This window comes from Streptomyces gilvus (genome assembly GCF_022513565.1).
Classification (GTDB): domain Bacteria; phylum Actinomycetota; class Actinomycetes; order Streptomycetales; family Streptomycetaceae; genus Streptomyces; species Streptomyces gilvus.
On sequence record NZ_JAKWBE010000023.1, the window covers coordinates 69200 to 86628 of the forward strand.

The 17429-nt window shown below is 72.5% G+C and carries 15 protein-coding genes; 7 read left to right on the forward strand and 8 right to left on the reverse strand.

Annotation, left to right across the window (positions count from 1 at the left end; genetic code table 11):
* Positions 1-72 precede the first annotated feature (72 nt).
* Complete coding sequence (locus MKW14_RS29160; protein WP_240867330.1) at positions 73-1605, forward strand: class I adenylate-forming enzyme family protein; 1533 nt, start codon at positions 73-75, stop codon at positions 1603-1605.
* Here MKW14_RS29160 and MKW14_RS29165 read toward each other — a convergent pair.
* Together MKW14_RS29165 and MKW14_RS29170 are read right to left on the reverse strand one after the other, a co-directional pair.
* A complete protein-coding gene (locus tag MKW14_RS29165) occupies positions 1589-2101 on the reverse strand; it encodes an EF-hand domain-containing protein (protein WP_240867336.1) in 513 nt (170 codons plus the stop codon). The two genes, MKW14_RS29160 and MKW14_RS29165, sit on opposite strands and share 17 nt — an antisense overlap.
* A gap of 206 nt (positions 2102-2307) precedes the next feature.
* A complete protein-coding gene (locus MKW14_RS29170) occupies positions 2308-2724 on the reverse strand; it encodes an STAS domain-containing protein (protein ID WP_240867484.1) in 417 nt (138 codons plus the stop codon).
* A gap of 311 nt (positions 2725-3035) precedes the next feature.
* On the opposite strand from MKW14_RS29170, the gene MKW14_RS29175 reads away from it, so the two are divergent.
* Both MKW14_RS29175 and MKW14_RS29180 read left to right on the forward strand, forming a co-directional pair.
* Complete coding sequence (locus MKW14_RS29175; RefSeq protein ID WP_240867340.1) at positions 3036-3608, forward strand: sigma-70 family RNA polymerase sigma factor; 573 nt, start codon at positions 3036-3038, stop codon at positions 3606-3608.
* Positions 3605-5188 carry a zf-HC2 domain-containing protein gene (locus tag MKW14_RS29180; RefSeq protein WP_240867343.1) on the forward strand — a complete coding sequence of 528 codons (1584 nt, stop codon included), beginning with the start codon at positions 3605-3607 and terminating at the stop codon, positions 5186-5188. Before MKW14_RS29175 ends, MKW14_RS29180 begins: the two co-directional genes overlap by 4 nt.
* Before the next feature lie 177 nt (positions 5189-5365).
* Here the strand turns inward: MKW14_RS29180 and purU are convergent, their stop codons facing one another.
* Both purU and MKW14_RS29190 read right to left on the reverse strand, forming a co-directional pair.
* A complete protein-coding gene (purU, locus tag MKW14_RS29185) occupies positions 5366-6250 on the reverse strand; it encodes a formyltetrahydrofolate deformylase (RefSeq protein ID WP_240867346.1) in 885 nt (294 codons plus the stop codon).
* Between the two features lie 46 nt (positions 6251-6296).
* The gene (locus MKW14_RS29190; RefSeq protein WP_240867350.1) at positions 6297-6797 is read right to left on the reverse strand and encodes an SCO4402 family protein; all 501 of its coding nucleotides are present in this window, start codon (positions 6795-6797) and stop codon (positions 6297-6299) included.
* A gap of 117 nt (positions 6798-6914) precedes the next feature.
* On the opposite strand from MKW14_RS29190, the gene MKW14_RS29195 reads away from it, so the two are divergent.
* A complete protein-coding gene (locus tag MKW14_RS29195; protein WP_240867353.1) occupies positions 6915-8222 on the forward strand; it encodes an ABC transporter substrate-binding protein in 1308 nt (435 codons plus the stop codon).
* Positions 8223-8238: 16 nt separating this feature from the next.
* Here MKW14_RS29195 and MKW14_RS29200 read toward each other — a convergent pair whose 3' ends face one another.
* Entirely contained in the window at positions 8239-10167 is a 1929-nt protein-coding gene (locus MKW14_RS29200) for a hypothetical protein (protein WP_240867356.1), read from the reverse strand.
* 222 nt (positions 10168-10389) lie between these two features.
* The gene (locus MKW14_RS29205; protein WP_240867361.1) at positions 10390-11775 is read right to left on the reverse strand and encodes an NsdA family TPR-like regulatory protein; all 1386 of its coding nucleotides are present in this window, start codon (positions 11773-11775) and stop codon (positions 10390-10392) included.
* A gap of 307 nt (positions 11776-12082) precedes the next feature.
* Between MKW14_RS29205 and MKW14_RS29210 the strand changes: the two genes are divergently transcribed.
* Genes MKW14_RS29210 through MKW14_RS29220 form a run of 3 tightly spaced genes read left to right on the forward strand, consistent with a single transcriptional unit; the run spans position 12083 to position 15128 of the window.
* Positions 12083-12745, forward strand: coding sequence for a bifunctional DNA primase/polymerase (locus MKW14_RS29210; RefSeq protein WP_240867364.1), 663 nt, complete (start codon positions 12083-12085; stop codon positions 12743-12745).
* A 20-nt stretch (positions 12746-12765) separates the two neighbouring features.
* On the forward strand, positions 12766-13539 hold the full coding sequence (locus MKW14_RS29215) for an ABC transporter ATP-binding protein (protein WP_240867367.1): 774 nt from the start codon (positions 12766-12768) through the stop codon (positions 13537-13539).
* A complete protein-coding gene (locus MKW14_RS29220; protein WP_240867370.1) occupies positions 13536-15128 on the forward strand; it encodes a transporter in 1593 nt (530 codons plus the stop codon). Before MKW14_RS29215 ends, MKW14_RS29220 begins: the two co-directional genes overlap by 4 nt.
* A 51-nt stretch (positions 15129-15179) precedes the next feature.
* Here MKW14_RS29220 and MKW14_RS29225 read toward each other — a convergent pair whose 3' ends face one another.
* Positions 15180-16190, reverse strand: coding sequence for an alpha/beta fold hydrolase (locus tag MKW14_RS29225; RefSeq protein WP_240867372.1), 1011 nt, complete (start codon positions 16188-16190; stop codon positions 15180-15182).
* Between the two features lie 539 nt (positions 16191-16729).
* Complete coding sequence (locus MKW14_RS29230) at positions 16730-17422, reverse strand: iron-dependent transcriptional repressor DtxR (RefSeq protein WP_054216870.1); 693 nt, start codon at positions 17420-17422, stop codon at positions 16730-16732.
* Between the last annotated feature and the right edge of the window lie 7 nt (positions 17423-17429).

Here is a 17429-nt window from a genome sequence, read left to right on the forward strand (position 1 = left end):
GACGGTGCGTATCTGATGGACCGTCAGATAGCATGTCACCTGACGAGTCGTCAGCCAAGGCAGGGGGCAGACATGACCGAGACCCCGCACACCCTGAGTTCCTCCCGGACGCTGTGGGAGCTGGTGGAGCGCCGTGCCCGGCTCACCCCCGAGCGTCCCGTGCTCCTCCAGGACGACCGCACGCTGACCTTCGGCGACCTGCGCACCCGGGCCGAGCGCGTGGCGGCCGGTCTCTACGACATGGGCGTGCGCCCCGGCACGGTGGTCGCCTGGCAGCTGCCCACCCGCATCGAGACGGCCCTGCTCTCCTTCGCGCTGGCCCGCCTGGGCGCCGTGCAGACGCCGGTCATCCCCTTCTACCGGGACCGCGAAGTCGGCTTCGCCCTACGCGAGTCGAAGGCGGAGTTCTTCGCCGTGCCGGGCGCCTGGCGCGGCTTCGACCACACGGAGATGGCCCGGCGGCTCGGCGCCAAGGGGATCTTCGAGGCGTACGACGACCTGCCGGACGGCGACCCGGCCGTCCTGCCCCCGCCGCCCGCCGAGGGCACCTCCGTGCGCTGGATCTACTGGACCTCCGGCACGACCTCCGACCCCAAGGGCGTGCTGCACACGGACCGTTCGCTGATCGCGGGCGGCTCGTGCCTGGCCCACGCCCTGCGCCTGACGGCCGACGACGTGGGCTCGATGGCCTTCCCGTACGCGCACATCGCCGGGCCCGACTACACGGTGATGCTGCTGCTGTACGGCTTCCCGGCGGTGATGTTCGAGCAGTTCGCGCTGCCGGACGCGCTGGAGGGCTATCGCCGGCACGGGGTGACGGTGGCGGGCGGATCCACGGCGTTCTACTCGATGTTCCTCGCCGAGCAGCGCAAACAGCCGGGGCGCAAGGTGATACCCACGCTGCGGCTGCTCGCGGGCGGCGGGGCGCCCAAGCCGCCGGAGGTGTACCACGCCGTCGTGCGGGAGATGGGCGTGCAGCTCACCCACGGGTACGGGATGACCGAGGTGCCGATGATCACCATGGGGGCGCCGGACGACACGGTGGAGAACCTCGCCACCACCGAGGGACGGCCGCCGGAGGGGATGGAGATACGGGTCGTCGACGGGGAGGTGCGGCTGCGCGGGGAGGCGGTGTGCCAGGGCTATCTGGACCCCGCGCAGACGGCGGAGGCCTTCGACGAGGAGGGGTTCCTGCGCACCGGCGACCTGGGGTTCGTGAAAGACAGCGGGCATCTGGTGCTCACCGGGCGGCTGAAGGACGTGATCATCCGCAAGGGGGAGAACATCTCCGCGAAGGAGATCGAGGACCTGCTGGCCGCGCATCCGGCGGTCGGGGACGTCGCCGTGATCGGGCTGCCGGACGCCGAGCGCGGCGAGCGGGTGTGCGCGGTCGTCGAACGGGCGTCCGGGGCCGAGGAGTTGACCCTGGCCGCCATGACGTCGTACCTGCGCGCGGAGGGTCTGTCCGTGCACAAGCTGCCGGAGCAGCTGGAGGTAGTGGACGCCCTCCCACGCAACGAGACGCTGCGCAAGGTGCTCAAGTACAAGCTGCGCGAGCGCTACTCGGGGACCGCGGCGGCCAACAGCGCTACTCAGGCACGGTGAAGTAGCGGGCGAACGCCGGGACGATCTCGGCCTCCCCCACCTTGCCGTCGCTGTCGCCGTCGAGGCCGGCGGCGGCCGCCTCGGCGACGGCCGGGTCGACGCCGAGGACCCGCAGCACGCGCGCGGTGTCGGCGACCGTGGCGGCCCCGTCGCCGTCCGTGTCGGCCACGGCGATCGCCGCGTGCAGGAAGGGGCGGGCGATCTCGGCGAACCGCTCGGGGTTGTCCCGCAGCCGCTTGACCGCGCCGGTGACGAACTCCTCGCGCGTGATGCGCTGGTCGCCGTCCCGGTCCGCGATCCCGGCCATGCCCTGCCAGAACGCCTCCGCGCCGGCGTACAGCGCCTGCCCCTTGTCGGAGCGGGCCACGACGGCGAACTCGGCGAGCAGCGCCTTGGCCGCCGTGCCGAAGTCCTCGCGGTCGATGTAGCCGTTGCCGTCCTGGTCGAAGGTGGCGAACCGGGCGGCGATCCTGCGCTCGTACTCGCTGCTGACCATGTCTTCTCGGGCCGCCTAACTCGCGTCGGGTGCATATATCTGGACGGAGCGTACGACGAGCGGGCCCGCCGGGGCGCGGTGGAGCGGCACTTGTGCCAGGACCGGGTGAATTCTGGGACAACCGTGTGGCAATGACCCGGCGACATCCCGCATCGCCCGTGACGTTGCGTGACGTTGCGTGACGTTTTGTGGCTCCGGCGCGGGTTCTACGCCGAGAGCGGGCCGGCCTCGTCGGTGACGGCCTCGTCCAGACCGGCGTACACGTCGAAGAGGCGGCGCACCCCGAGGGCGCCCAGGACCCGGTTGACGTGGGAGCCTCCCCCAATCTCGAGTTCGCTCGATCGGGAGGTGCCCCCATCCGCGCCCTGCGCCGGGAGAATCAGACGCAGGTTGCCCTGACAGGAGCGGAAGAGCCGGCGGGCGGCGATCAGTACGCCGACGCCGCTGGAGTCGCAGAAGACCACCTCGGAGAGGTCCAGGACGAGACTGTGGCGGCCGTCGGCCACCGCGTCGTGCACCCGCTGCCGCAGCACCGGGGACGACACCAGGTCCAGCTCGCCCGACACACGCAGCACGGCCCAGTCGCCCTGCTCGTCGCCGGTCACATGAAACGTCACCACCATGCCCTTCGCTCGCCGGCCCCCGCAAACGGAAGCCGTCACTACGCTTCCTTGCAGCGCGGCTGCCCAGCGGCCTTCCCCGCAAACTCCTCGACGGAAACGGAAAGCGATCGAAAGAGGCTTGTTTTAGTCGCCTTCGATCCTGTTCGATCAGTTCTGCACCGGGTAGACGAACGCGCACTATCACCTGCGGCTCCGTCGGGGGCGCGCAATGCGACAAAGGGGCGTGCGCCGAGACGGGTGCCGACTACATTCGAGAGGACGGTGGGCGCACGCTGGACACAGGCGAGAACACGGGTGGTGAGGGGGGCCGCATGGCGAAGAAGGACGTACCGCCCCGCTGGGACCGCAGGATGCAACAGCGGCTGGCACGCGGTGAGGCGGCCGCCCTCGGCGAGCTCTACGACCGGTTCGCCTCGCTCGTGCACGGACTCGCCCACCGCGTCCTCGGTGACGAGAGCGCCGCCGACGGCATCACGCGTGACGTCTTCGTCCACGTCTGGGAGCACCCCGAGCGCTACGACCCCAAGGAGGGCCCGATGCGCACCTGGGTCGCCACGCTGACCCACCGCCTCGCCGTGCAGCGGCTGCGCGCCACGGAGACCGCGGCGCTGGCCCAGGGCACGGGGGGCTCCGCCGAGGAGCTGGAGCGCAGGGTCCGGCGGGCCTCGGTCGCCGCGCGCGCCGACTACATCGTCACCTCCATGCCCTCTTCCCTGCGCGCCGCGCTGGACCTCGCCTACTTCCAGCGCCGCGACTACCGCCAGACCGCCGCCGACCTCGGCGTCACCGAGGACGAGGCCCGCCGCCGCCTCCGCCTGGGCCTCCAACTCCTCTCCACGGCCCACGAAACCGGCACCCCGCCCGAACCCGGGAGTGCGGCGTGAGCAACTTCGAAACGTTCGACGAGAACGGCGACTTCGAGAACCTGGAGGGTTTCGAGGGCGGGGAGGACAAGGAGGAGGAGCGGCGGCAGCGGCTGCAGCCGGGCGCCGAGGATCCGGGCGCCGCGAGCAGGTCTGCCGCGACGGGCCGGCCGAGGAGCGGTGAGGCCGGGGAGGGCGCCGCCGGAGGCGAGCCGGACGGCGGCTCGCACGACGGGCCGGGGAGCGGTGCGGGTGGCTCCGGCGGCCCTGCGGTTGGTGACGGCCACGGGCAGCCGACGGGCGGCGGTGGAGCCGGGGCGGGCGCCACCGGAGACGGATCGGCCGACGGCACGGGCAATGGACCGGGCGGCGGCACGGGCGGTGACGGCTCGGGCCGGGAGCCCCGGCAGCCGCCCCGTATACCCATGCCGCGTGCCTCCGTCGAGGACGGGGAGTTGCCGTTGCCCGTGTCGGCGCCGGTGCCGGTTGTGTTGGAGCATCAGGTGTTGAAGTCGCTGCTCGGCGCGTGGGCGCTGGCGGCGTGTTCGGCGGAGGAGACGGCGGCCGTCGAGGAACACCTGGGCGGCTGCGGCACCTGCGCGGACGAGGCACGGCGGCTGCGCGAGGCCGTGGGCCTGCTGCACCCCCCGGAGAGCCTCGACCTGGACCCCGCGCTGCGCACCCGCGTCCTGGCGGGCTGCCTCGGCCGGCGGCCGCCGCGCATCCCCGTGCCCGAGTGGGCGGCGCCGTACGACGCGGAGACGGCCCGGCTCGACGCCCTGCTGCAGGACATAGGCGACGCCGAGTGGCACACGCCCGTACGGCTGCGGTGGTTCGAGGGCGACGGGGCGGAGAGCCGCCGTACGACGGTCGCCGGGGTCATCGCCCATCTCCTCTCCGTCGACGGGCTCGTCGCGGTCGCGCTCGGCCTGGAGGACCCCCTCGGCGAGATCGTCGCCGAGGAACCCACCCCGGGGGCGCGCACCGAGGCGTACTGGCGCACCTCCCACTTCCCGCCGACCCGGGGCATCAGGGCGCCGTGGCGCGAGCAGACCCACGACCTCGTCCGCACGGCCTCCTTCACCGGCGGCTCGGGCTCGGCCCGGCTGGCCGTCTCGTACGGCGACTTCGAACTGCCGCTGCACGACGCGATGCTGGACCGTGCCTTCGAGTGCTGGGTGCACGCGGAGGACATCGCCGAGGCGGTCGACTACCCCTACGAGCCGCCGTCCCCGCGTCATCTGCACCGCATGATCGACCTGGCGGCCCGTATGCTGCCCGCGGTGCTGGCGGAACGCCGACGGTCGGGGCTGGCCGCGGCCGCGCAGGGGCGCCACCTCGGGGTCGCCGGGTCACCCGGCCGCAGCCTGCGCCTGGAGATCGAGGGTTCGGGGGGCGGGGAGTGGCTGATCCCCCTGGACTCCCCGGCGGCGGTGGGCTCCGAGGAGTTCGAGGTCGCGCATGTGGCCCTGGACGGCGCGGAGTTCTGCCGGTTGGCCGCAGGCCATGTGCCGCCGGAGGACGCGGCGGCCGGTCAGGTGGGTGACCGTCAGGCCATCCGGGACGTTCTGTTCGCGGCGGCGTCGATGAGCCGGTTGTAGGGGCTGGTGCGGCTGCGGGTGCTTCGTGGCTGGTCGCGCCCACGCGGCGGAGCCGCAAATCGATACAACCCCGCGCCCCTTACGGGCGTCCAGTGGTCCGACCTCCAGGGGCGCGGGGAACTGCGCGAACGGCCCCCACGCACCCGCAGCCGCCGACGCGACCGAACCCCCGAGCTCCTAGGCGAACACAACCGTCCGTCGACCGTTGAGCAGAATCCTCCGCTCCGCATGCCACTTCACGGCCCGCGCCAGCGCCTGGCACTCCACGTCACGGCCGATCGCCACCAGCTGGTCCGGCGTGACGTCGTGGCCCACCCGTTCGACCTCCTGCTCGATGATCGGCCCCTCGTCGAGGTCGGCGGTCACATAGTGCGCCGTCGCCCCGATCAGCTTCACACCCCGCGCATGAGCCTGGTGGTACGGCTTCGCGCCCTTGAAGCTCGGCAGGAACGAGTGATGGATGTTGATGATCCGCCCGCTGAGCTGCTTGCACAGGTCGTCCGAGAGCACCTGCATGTAGCGGGCCAGAACCACCAGCTCCACGTCGTTCTCGCGGACGAGCTCCAGCAGCCGCGCCTCCGCGTCGGCCTTCGTCTCCCTCGTCACCGGGAGGTGGTGGAAGGGAATGTCGTACGACCCCACCAGCTCCGCGAAGTCCGTGTGGTTCGACACCACCGCCGCGATCTCCACCGGCAGCGCCCCGATCCGCGCCCGGAACAGCAGGTCGTTCAGGCAGTGCCCGAACTTGCTGACCATGAGCACGATCCGCATCTTCTCGTCGGCCTCGTTGATCTGCCAGTCCATGTGGAAGGAGTCACCGATCGCCGCGAAGCTCGCCCGCAGCTTGTCCACCGTGACCGGCGCGTCCGCCGAGAAGTGGACGCGCATGAAGAACAGACCTGTGTCGTGGTCGCCGAACTGCTGGCTGTCCTCGATGTTGCAGCCGGTCATGAAGAGATAGCTCGACACGGCGTGCACGATGCCCTTCTTGTCAGGGCAGGAGAGCGTGAGGACGTACTGGTCGGCGGGGGGCGCCTCGGTTCGGGTGGACTGCTCGTTCATGCCCGCCATGGTCCCACGAGCGGGCCGCCGGACGGACCCGCGTCCGTCACGCGGACCGCGTCATGATCCTCAGCAGCTCCAGGGTGCGCGGCGGCGTTTCCGGGTCCTCGCCGTCGGCCGTCGCCATCCGCACGTGCGCGTCCCGCGCCGCCCGCACCGCGTCCGGCCACCCGGGGTTCTCCATGTACACGGAGACCGGGGCGTCCGGGCCGACCTGGTGCATGATCCGCAGCACCCGCAGCACCGCGGTGTCGACGAGGGCCGCCTCCTGAGAGTCACGGAAGATCGTGCCGACGTACTTCTCGGCGGACCAGTTGTCCAGCCAGGTGTCCTCGACCAGGCGGTACACGGCGTCGGTGACGTCCCCGTACCCGTCGACCCCGGCCAGCCAGACGTTCTGCTGGAACACCGGGTCGGAGAGCATGTGCAGCGCGGAGCGCACATTGCTGCGCCAGCGCCACCACGGCATGTCGTTCAGTGGCATGCCGCCCATGGTGGATGAGCGACGCCCGCGTCGGGAAGGGTTCTCCGTACCTTGCACGGTCACTGATCGTACGTTCTTCCCATCGGGTCCCTCTCCGCCCCCTGTAATTCACCTTCGCGTCACCGCTCGCTAACCGAGGGTCACCCCCGGGTTACCGATGTGGCGGAAGCGTGTGTGCCCATGACCGGCAGGCGACGCACCCGCAGCACCTTCCTCCCCCCACTCAACCGGCCCGTCAGAGCGACCGTCCGTATGGCGGGGGCCCTGGCCGCGTGCGCGTCCCTCGCCGCAGGATGCGGGGTCATCCCCGGTGCCACGGGGGGCGGCGTGGATGACCCGATCACCGTCATGACCTGGGCCCCGCAGGACACCGGCGCCACCAACAAGCCCGGCATGCCCGCCTTCGCACAGGCCTACGCCCGCTGGATCAACGCCAAGGGCGGTATCAACGGCCGCAAGCTGAAGGTCCTGACCTGCAACGACCACAACGACAGCGTGGCCGCCGCCAAGTGCGCCCGCGACGCCGTGAAGGCCGGGGTCGTCGCCGTCGTCGGCTCCTACAGCCAGTTCGGCGACTCCTACCTGCCCGACCTGGAGGGCGCGGGCATCCCCTACATAGGCGGATACGGCGTCACCACCGCCGAGTTCACCAGCCCGCTGTCCTACCCGGTCAACGGCGGCCAGCCCACGCTGCTGGCCGGCCTCGGCAAGGAACTCGCCGCGGACTGCGGCCCCGTGGCGCTGGTACGCGCCGACACCATCGCGGGCGACGAACTGCCGCCCATGCTGGACGCGGGGCTCGGGACGGGCGGGCACAAGCCGGCCATCGACCAGCGGGCGGCGGAGGACACCACCGAGTACACGCAGCCGGCGGCCGACGCGCTGGACGCCACGACCGGCGACCCCGTGAAGAAGGGGTGCGTCGTCCCCGCGCTCGGGGACGGCACCAGCACCTTCATGGACTCCTTCCAGCGCGCCCGCCAGGGCCGCCCCGCCGTGCGCACCGCGGCCACCCTGGACAGCGTCGACCAGACGGCCGTCAACGAGTCCGGCGCGCAGAAGGGCCCGTACGAGGGGGCGTACATCACCGGCTGGTACCCGCCGGCCGGCGACCCGCGCTGGGCCGCGATGAAGAAGGTGATCAGCGAAGAGGCCTTCGGCGACAACCGGATCGACGCGGCGGACGCCGGGGTGCAGACGACGTGGATCGCCTACACCGTGCTCACCAAGGTCGTCCAGTCGCTCGGCGGCGGCGACGTGACCTCCGACGCGATCCGCCGGGCCCTGGACGACGGGCTGAAGGTCTCCACCGGCGGTCTCACGCCGACCCTGCGGTGGGGCACCAGGGGTCCCCTGGCGAGCATCGGTTTCTCCCGTGTCGTCAACGCCGACGTCACCCTCCAGGTGGTCAGGCAGGGTCAGCTGGTGGCGGCGCGCAAGGGCTTCGTGGACACGACGAGGGCGCTGCAGGACGCGCGGGTCGACTGACCCGCGCGCCGCTCGCTCACAGCTGGGTCGGCTGGCGCTGGGTCAGGCCGTAGGTCTGCGCGATCGCGTTCCACAGGTCGGCCGCCCTGGCCTTCTGCTGGCTGGCGGTGCCGCTCTCGCGGTTGCCGGCCGCGGTCTGGCCCGTGGTGCGGGCCTGGCCCTTCTTGCAGCCCTTCTTGGCGCCGCCGACCTGGTCGGCCCAGGCCGCGTAGTGGTTGTCGGCCGCCGCGGACGCCTGCCAGGCCCGGGTGAGGGCGGTGGTCAGTTCGGCGTGGTTGGGCAGCTTGTCGACGGACAGGCCGGAGAGGTCGGTGACCAGCTGGGTGCGCTGCTTGGCGGCGTCGCGCAGGTCCGAGGCCGCGCCATCCAGGTTCCGGCACGCCTTCACGTTCGCCACCGCGGCGATCACCGAAGCCCGGCTGTTGCCGCTGTCGGACAGCAGCTTGTCCAACGCGACGGCCTGCTGCTTCGCGGGGTCCGCCGCGGACGCGGAGGAGGAGCCGTCGGTGGCGGGCGCGGTGGCGGAGACGGTCTGGTTCTTGTCCTTGCCGCCGCCGCCTCCGCCGCCGAGCAGCGCGCCGGCCCCGACGCCGATCACCACGATGCCGATGCCGACGGCCGCGATGAGCGGCACCTTCGACCGGCCGCGCCCGCCGCGTTCCTCCTGCGGCGGCGCGTAGGAGGCGGGCGGCTGCTGGTCGTACGGCGGCTGGGGCGCCTGTCGGCCGTACGAGGGCGCCGGCTGCTGTCCGTACGGCGGCTGGGCGGCGGGGGGCTGCTCGTAGCGGGGCAGCTGCTGCGTGGCCCCGGCGGGGCCGTCACCGGCCGGCCCGCCGCGGAACAGGTTGTCGAACTCGGCGGGCGGCTGCCGGTCCCCGCCGGGCTGGGCACCGTAGGGGCCCTGATCGGTCACGGGCGGCAGAACCTGCGTGGGCTGCGCGTCCGAACCAGCGACGGGCATGGGCCCGACCCCCGCGTGCGGGTTGCCGTGCGTCTGCGGGGCCCCCGGGAATCCGGTCGCACCCTGCGGGGGGTGCGACTGCGGGGCTCCCGGGAATCCGGTCGCGCCTTGCGGGCCGTGCCCCCCGAACCCGGCCTCACCCATCCCAGCCTGCGCTTCATGCGCCTGCGCTTCATGCGCCCCGAACCCCGTCGCGCCCGAACCAGCCTGCGAGGCGTGCGTCTGGGCGGTGTGCCCTGCGAACCCCGTCGCGCCCGTCCCGGCCTGCGGGTCATGCGCCTGCGGGGAGCCCGGGAACCCTGTCGGGCCGGTCTCACCCTGGGGAGCGTGCGTCTGCGGGCCGTGCCCCGCGAATCCCGCCGTGCCGGCCCCCGGCTGCGGGGCGTGTCCCGGGAAGCCGGACGCCGCGCCCCCCGTCGGGCCCACCTCGGGTGGCAGCGGGCCCGGGCCTACCGGTGGGATGTACTGGGTCGCGGCCTCGTCGCCGTTCGCGGGGACGGGCGGCAGGAACTGGGTGGCGCCTTCGCTGCCGGGCACGGGCGCACCGGCGGGCATGCCGGATGCGGTGACCGGCGGTATGTACTGGGTCGCCCCCTCGTCGGCCGCGGGGGGCAGGGGGGTGCCGTAGCCGTCGTTGGCCGGCGGCAGGGGCTGGGAGGTGGTGGAGGTGGTCCACTGGTCGGGGGCCGCCCAGGACTGGTCCGGCGGGGTCGGCCAGGACTGGGCCGGGGGCGGCGCCGGGGTCTGGTGCTGGTCGGGGCCCCAGGGCGTGCCCCAGGACTGGCCGCCGGGCGGGGCCGAGGCCGGGGGGCCGGCCGGCGGCGGGGCGGAGGAGCCGCCGTAGGAACCGGTGTGACCGCTCGGTGCCGCGGGCTGGGTGTTCAGCATGCCCGGGAGCAAGGGTTCGCCGCCGTCGGAGGGCAGCACGATGCCTTCGCGCGCCTCGCGCGGCGAGGGCTTCTCGCCCTGTCCACTCTGCGTCACCGGGACTCCTACACATGGGGGGACCTTGTGAATCGTCGGCTCACGCTACCGGGTCCCCCGAGCCGGGTGCCACGCAGCTCAGGCCTCAACCTCCCTCCCTGTGACAGCCGTAACAGAATCGCTCTACAGCGCGCTCTTTATGTCCACCGCGTGCGCGAACCCGCACGACAACCGGCCGTTTCCCGCAACTTCACACACGCGGAACCGGCCGGTCGCCCGCCCTCACGCCGCCGCCTGCAACTCCATCCGCGCCCCGAACTCCCGCACCACCGGCTCCTCCCGGTACGGCTCGAGCCGCTGCTGGAAGTCCTCCAGGTACTCGGCGCCCCGGTTGGAGCGCAGGGTCTCCAGCAGCTCGACCGCTTTGAGTCCGGTGGTGCAGGCCTGTTCGATCTCGCGCTGCTGCACCTGCGCGGTGGCCAGCAGCACGTACCCGATGGCCCGCCTGCGCGCCTTCGTCTCCGGCAGCCCGGCCAGCGACTCCTGCGCGCACCGCGCGGCCGCCTCGGCCTGTCCGAGGTCGCGGTGGCAGTGCGCCAGCTCGTCGGCCAGATACGCCTCGTCGAAGTGCGTGATCCACGCCGGGTCGTCCCCGGAGTCGGCGTCGGCCGCCTCCAGCGCGCTCACCGCCCGCCCGGACGCCAGCTGGGCCGCCCGCGCGTCGCCCATCAGGGCGTGCCCGCGTGCCTCCGCCGCGTAGAACATCGACTCCGCGCGCGGGGAGACCCGTCCCCGCGCCCCTTCCTGCGCCGCCCGCGCCAACTGCGCGATCTCCCGCGGGTTTCCGAGCTGCGCGGCGAGGTGGCTCATGGAGGCGGCCAGCACATAGCCGCCGTACCCCCGGTCGCCCGCCGCCTGCGCGAGCCTGAGCGCCTGGATGTAGTACCGCTGGGCCAGGCCCGGTTGGCCGGTGTCGACGGCCATGTACCCGGCGAGCTCGGTGAGTCGGGCGACCGCGGCGAACAGGTCACGGCCCACCGCCTCCCGGTACGAGCCCGCCAGCAGCCCCGAGACGACGCTGTTGAGGTAGTGCACGACGACCGGGCGCACATGTCCGCTGCCGTACTGGTGGTCCAGGTCCACGAGGGCCTGGGTCATCGCCGAGACGGCCGCCACGTCGGACTGTCCGACGCGCGGGCCCGCCGAGCGCGCCACCTGTGCGTCCGGAGAGGAGATCAGCCAGTCCCGGCTCGGCTCCACCAGCGCGGACGCGGCGACGGACGAGCCGGACAGGAAGTCCCGTCGGCCCACGTCACTGCGCCACAGCTCGCAGACCTGCTCGATGGCTCCCAGTACCGTCGGCGAGAACTGGAGCCCGACGCCCGAGGCGAGGTTCTTGCCGTTGGCCATGCCGATCTCGTCGATCGTGACCGTACGGCCGAGTTTGCGGCCCAGCGCCTCCGCGATGATCGCGGGCGCCCGGCCCCGGGGCTGCTGTCCGCGCAGCCAACGGGCCACGGACGTCTTGTCGTAGCGCAGGTCGAGGCCGTGCTCGGCGCCGCACATGTTGACCCGGCGGGCGAGCCCGGCGTTCGAGCACCCCGCCTCCTGGATGAGCGCCTGCAGCCGTTCGTTCGGCTGCCGCGCGACGAGAGGCCTTGCGGCCATTGGCACTACCCCCTGTGGCTGCGGTGCCTGCCCACGCACCGAGTTGGCGTGTCCTTCCTGCCGGATCCCCTGCCGTGGGGGGCGAAAAGATCCGGCCGGGAAGATCAATGCCCCGCGGACATACCGACAATGCGAGGCATGCGAGGATTGCCGGGGTAAAGCTGATGCCGACCCCGCTACTGGCTACCCAGCTCACACCGGACTTCCTCCTCTGCGCCCCCGCCCGTGCACCCGTGCGCCCCGATGCGGAATCGTTGCCCCTCCCCCGCGCATATGGCGTGCGTAACCCCCGGTGATCACTAGAGTTGTGTTCATCGTGGACGAGACCATCGCGGGGCCCGAAGCAGCCCGAATCCCGAAGCAGCGCGGAGAATCGCTGCTGGAGACCGCCGTTCGCTACGCCGAGGAGCGCCACTGGGACGTCTTCCCCGGCACCTGGCTGGAAGCCGTCGACGGGGTGCAGCACTGCTCCTGCGGCGACGCCGGGTGCGATACGCCGGGGGCGCATCCCGCGCGGGAGGACTGGGCGACGCTGGCGACCGGCAGCGCGACCGTCGCCCGCCGGATGTGGCAGAAGCAGCCGACGGCCTCGATCCTGCTGCCGACGGGGCAGACGTTCGACGCGATCTCCGTCCCGGAGACGGCCGGGTTCCTGGCGCTGGCCCGCATGGAGCGCATGGAGTTGACGCTGGGTCCCGTGACGTTGACGCCGGACCGCCGGATGCACTTCTTCGTGCTGCCGGGCGCCTCGGCGAAGGTTCCCGACCTGGTACGCAGGCTCGGCTGGTCCCCGTCCTCCCTCGATCTCGTCGCGCTGGGCGAGGGGGCCTACGTGGCCGCTCCGCCCACGCGCTACGGGTCCAGGGGGGCCGTGCAGTGGGCCTGCCGGCCCACCCCCGCCAACCGGTGGCTGCCGGACGCGGAGGAGCTGATCTCCCCGCTTGCCTATGCGTGCGGCCGGGACCGGTGACCTGACCGTAGGGTTCAGGCATGACGTCAGCCGCCGTACGCGTACAGGGCCTCTGGAAACGGTTCGGGCAGCAGGTTGCCGTTGCCGGGATCGATCTCGAGCTGCCCGCGGGGAAGTTCATCGGACTGGTGGGGCCCAACGGGGCCGGCAAGACGACCACCCTCTCCATGGTGACCGGGCTGCTCAGGCCCGATCAGGGGACCGTCGAGGTCGTCGGGCATGACGTCTGGCACGATCCGGTGGCCGTCAAGGCACGGATCGGGGTGCTGCCGGAAGGGCTGCGGCTCTTCGAGCGGCTGTCCGGCAGGGAACTGCTCGCCTACTCCGGCCGGTTGCGCGGCCTGCCCGGCGCCGAGGTCGACAAGCGGGCCACCCAGCTGCTCGACGTGCTCGACCTGGCCGGTGCCCAGCACAAGCTCGTCGTCGACTACTCGACCGGTATGCGCAAGAAGATCGGGCTCGCCGCCGCGCTGCTGCACAATCCCGAAGTGCTCTTCCTGGACGAGCCGTTCGAGGGCGTCGACCCGGTGTCCGCGCAGATCATCCGGGGCGTACTGGAGCGGTACACGGCCTCCGGCGCCACCGTCGTCTTCTCCTCCCACGTCATGGAACTCGTCGAGTCCCTGTGCGACTGGGTCGCCGTGCTGGCCGCCGGCCGTATCCGCGCCCGCGGCACCCTCGCCGAGGTCCGCGGCGACGCCCCCTCGTTGCAGCAGGCGTTCCTCCAGCTCGTCGGCGCCGGCGGCCGCGACGCCGGCACCGACCTGGACTGGCTGGGCGGCGGGGCGCGATGACGGGCGACATCACCGGGACCGTCGTACGGCTGAAGCTGTCGCTGCTCAAGAACGGGCTCAGGCAGTCCGGGGGACGGCGGGCCGCGTACGTCGCGTCCGCCGTCGTCGTGCTGCTGTTCGGGGCGCTGCAGCTGCTCGGGCTGATCGCACTGCGCGGGCACGCCCACATCGACGCCGTGGTCGTGCTGCTGACGGCCGTGCTGGCGCTGGGCTGGGCGGTGATGCCGCTGTTCTTCCCCGGCGGCGACGAGACCCTCGACCCCACCCGGCTGGTGATGCTGCCGCTGCGGCCCCGCCCGCTGGTACGGGCGCTGCTCGCGGCCTCGCTGGTCGGCATCGGACCGCTGTTCACGCTGCTCCTGTTGATCGGTTCGACGGTCGCCGTCGCGCACGGGGGTGCGGCCTACGCCGTCGGAGTCGTCGCCGTCGTCCTCGCGCTGCTGGTGTGCGTGGCCCTCGCGCGGGCCGTCGCCGCCGCCAACATCCGCCTGCTGACCAGCCGCAGGGGCCGCGACCTCGCGGTGCTCAGCGGCCTGGTCGTCGCGATCGGGGCGCAGCTGGTCAACTTCGGTGCGCAGCGCCTGGGTTCGAGCGGACTGGCGCAGCTCGCGCCGGTCGGGGACGTGGTGCGGTGGCTGCCGCCCGCGTCGGCGATCGGCGCGGTGCGCTCCGTGAGCGAGGGGTCGTACGGCATCGCCGCCGCCCAACTCGCGCTCGCGGCCGGGGCGTTGGTGGTGCTGATCGCCGTGTGGGCGGGGCATCTGACCCGGCTGATGACCTCACCGGACGGCTCCACCCTGCAGGCCGACACCACGCCGGGCCGACGCGAGCGGACGTCCGGGAGGATGGCGCGGCTGCTGCCCGCCGGGCGGACCGGGACCGTCATGGAGCGCAGCCTGCGGTACGTCTGGCGGGACCCCAAGACCAAGGCCGCCTGGGTGACCTCGCTCGCCATCGGCCTCATCGTGCCGGTGTTCAACGCCCTGCAGGGCACCGGCTCCGTCTACTTCGCGTGCTTCGCCGCCGGGATGCTCGGCATTCAGATGTACAACCAGTTCGGGCAGGACACGTCCGCGTTCTGGATGGTGGCGACCACGATCTCCTCCGCGCACGACGCCTACGTCGAGCTGCGCGGACGGGCGCTGGCGCTGCTGGTGATCACCCTGCCGTACGCCACGCTCGTCACGGTCCTCACGACCGCGATGCTCGACGACTGGCCGCGCCTGCCCGAGGTGCTCGGTCTGTCCTTCGCCCTGCTCGGGGCGATGCTGGCCACCGGCGCGTGGACCTCGGCCCGCTTCCCGTACTCCATCCCGCAGGAGGGCTACAAGAACGTCGCCCCCGGCCAGACCGGCCTCGCCTGGATCTCCATCTTCGGCGGCATGGTCTCGGCGGCCCTGCTGTCCTCCCCGGTCATCGCCGTGACGATCTGGGTCAACGTGGTGGAGGACGGCGACAGTTGGAGCTGGGTCCTGCTGCCCCTGGGCGCGGCCTACGGGGCGGCGATCACCTGGGCGGGGCTGCGGCTCGCGGCGCCGCGCACGGCGGCCCGTCTCCCGGAGATCCTGACGGCGGTGAGCAAGGGGTGAGGGGCACGTGGTGCTTCGCGGAGTGCTTCAGCGAGCGCTTCAGCGAGCGCTTCACGGAGTGCTGAGCACGGAGTCCAGGAACGGCTCGATCGCGGCCCGCCAGGCCTCCGGCTGGTCGTAGTGGACCAGGTGGCCGGCGTCGGCGACCTCCGCGTACTGGCCACGGGGCAGTACCCGCACCATTTCCTGCGCCTCCGCCCGCCCCAGCTCCCCGTCGAGCCCCCGCACCACCAGCGCCGGGCAGCACACCTGGGTGAGCTCCTCCCAGTGCGCGTCGTACACCCAGGTCTCCCGGGACTTCAGCATCTGCTCGGGTTCGAAGACCGGCCGCCAGCCGTCGGCGGACTCGTGCATCACCTCGGCGTAGAACTCCCCGCGCGCCGGATTGCGCCGCTCCACCCAGGGATCGTCCTCACCGAACCACTTGCGTACGTCCGCCAGGGTGGCGAAGGGGACGGGCCAGGCCCGGAACCAGTCCGCCCATTCCCGCTGCGAGGCGGCGCCGAGGGCGGAGGCCCGCATGTCGCAGATGACCAGGCCCCGCACCAGCTCGGGACGCTTCGCGGCGAGCTGCCAGGCGGTCAGCGCGCCCATGGCGTGGCCGACGAGGACGGCCGGGGCGAGGCCGAGCTGTTCGAGGGCGGCCTCCGCGTCCTCGACGTATGCCTCACGGGTGTACGCGGCCTGTGGGGGCTTGTCGCTCTGGCCGTGTCCGCGCTGGTCGAGGGCGACCGCCCGGTGCCGTTCGGAGAGCCAGCGGGCGGTGGACGCCCAGTGCGAGGCGCGGCCCATCAGGCCGTGCAGTAACAGCACCCCGGGCGCGCGGTCCTGCTCGGCGTGCGGCGCGGCCCGGTGCGGGGGCCCCGCCTGCCGGGGGACGAGGCCGGACAGGTCAGTCTCGGGCAGGTCCGTCTCGGGCAGATCCGTCTCGGACAGATCGGTCCTGGCCGGGTCCGTCATGGCCAGGTCCGTCATGGCCGGGTCCGTCTTGGGCGGGTCCCCGAACTCCCAGGCCGCGAGGCGAACGCCGCCCGCCCCGGTCACGTCGATGCGTCGCGCCATGGTCCTGGCACCCCCCTAGCTCTGCTCGGACCGCTCCCGCTCGAGCCGGCCGGTCCTGTGAACCGTGTCCTGCCGTTGCCGTGCACTCACTCCTGAAGCGCAGATTCCGCGTTCCCCGTCACTCGCAGACTATCGAATGGGTATTCGAAAATGCCGTTCCGCCGGACAACACCCCTCGTTCGAGTGACCACACTCGAGGAATGATCGCCGCCGCCCAGGGGAGATCTTCAGCGGGAGGCGGACCGCTCGGGGAAAACGGTCCGAGGGGAATGACCCTGAGAGCTCGGGGCTCCGGGTCAGCACAGGGGAGGACAGGCCCCGGCGCCACAAGGCGCCGGGGCCATCCACATGTCCGCGGCACATCCCTGTCCCCCCTCGGTCATATGCCTCACGCGACAGCCTGGCACGCGATCCGGCCGAGCGCTCCGATTTCGGCGCACAGACTCCGGGCCGTGACCTCACCCCCGCACGGACCGGCACGACGCCCCTACCTCACACAGGCGCCGGGAAGGCGTCAGCGCTTGGCGGCGAAGGCGTGGTCAGCGCTTGGCGACGAAGACATGGGAGGCGACGTCCGCCTCCAGCTCGGCGGCCTCGCCCCCGCTGCCCACCAGCACACCGCCCGCCGACTCCGTCACGCTGACCACCGAACCGGGCTGCACACCCGCGCGCCGCAGCGTGTACATCAACTGCGCGTCCGTCTGGATCGGCTCGCCGATACGGCGCACCACGACCGTCTTCCCGTCCGACCCCGGATCCAGGTCCGCCAGCGACACCATGCCCTCGTCCAGGAACGGGTCCGCGCCGTCCTTCTCGCCCAGCTCCTCCAGGCCCGGAATCGGGTTCCCGTACGGCGACTCCGTCGGGTGCCGCAGCAGCTCCAGCACGCGCCGCTCGACGGCCTCGCTCATCACGTGCTCCCAGCGGCACGCCTCCGCGTGCACCTGCTCCCACTCCAGGCCGATCACGTCGACCAGCAGACACTCCGCGAGCCGGTGCTTGCGCATCACGCGCGTGGCGAGCCGGCGGCCCTCGTCCGTCAGCTCCAGATGCCGGTCGGCGGCCACCGCGACCAGTCCGTCCCGCTCCATCCGCGCCACCGTCTGGCTCACGGTCGGCCCGCTCTGGTCGAGCCGCTCGGCGATCCGGGCACGCATGGGGACCACACCTTCCTCCTCCAGCTCGAGGATGGTGCGGAGATACATCTCCGTGGTGTCGATCAGTCCGGACATACGTGCC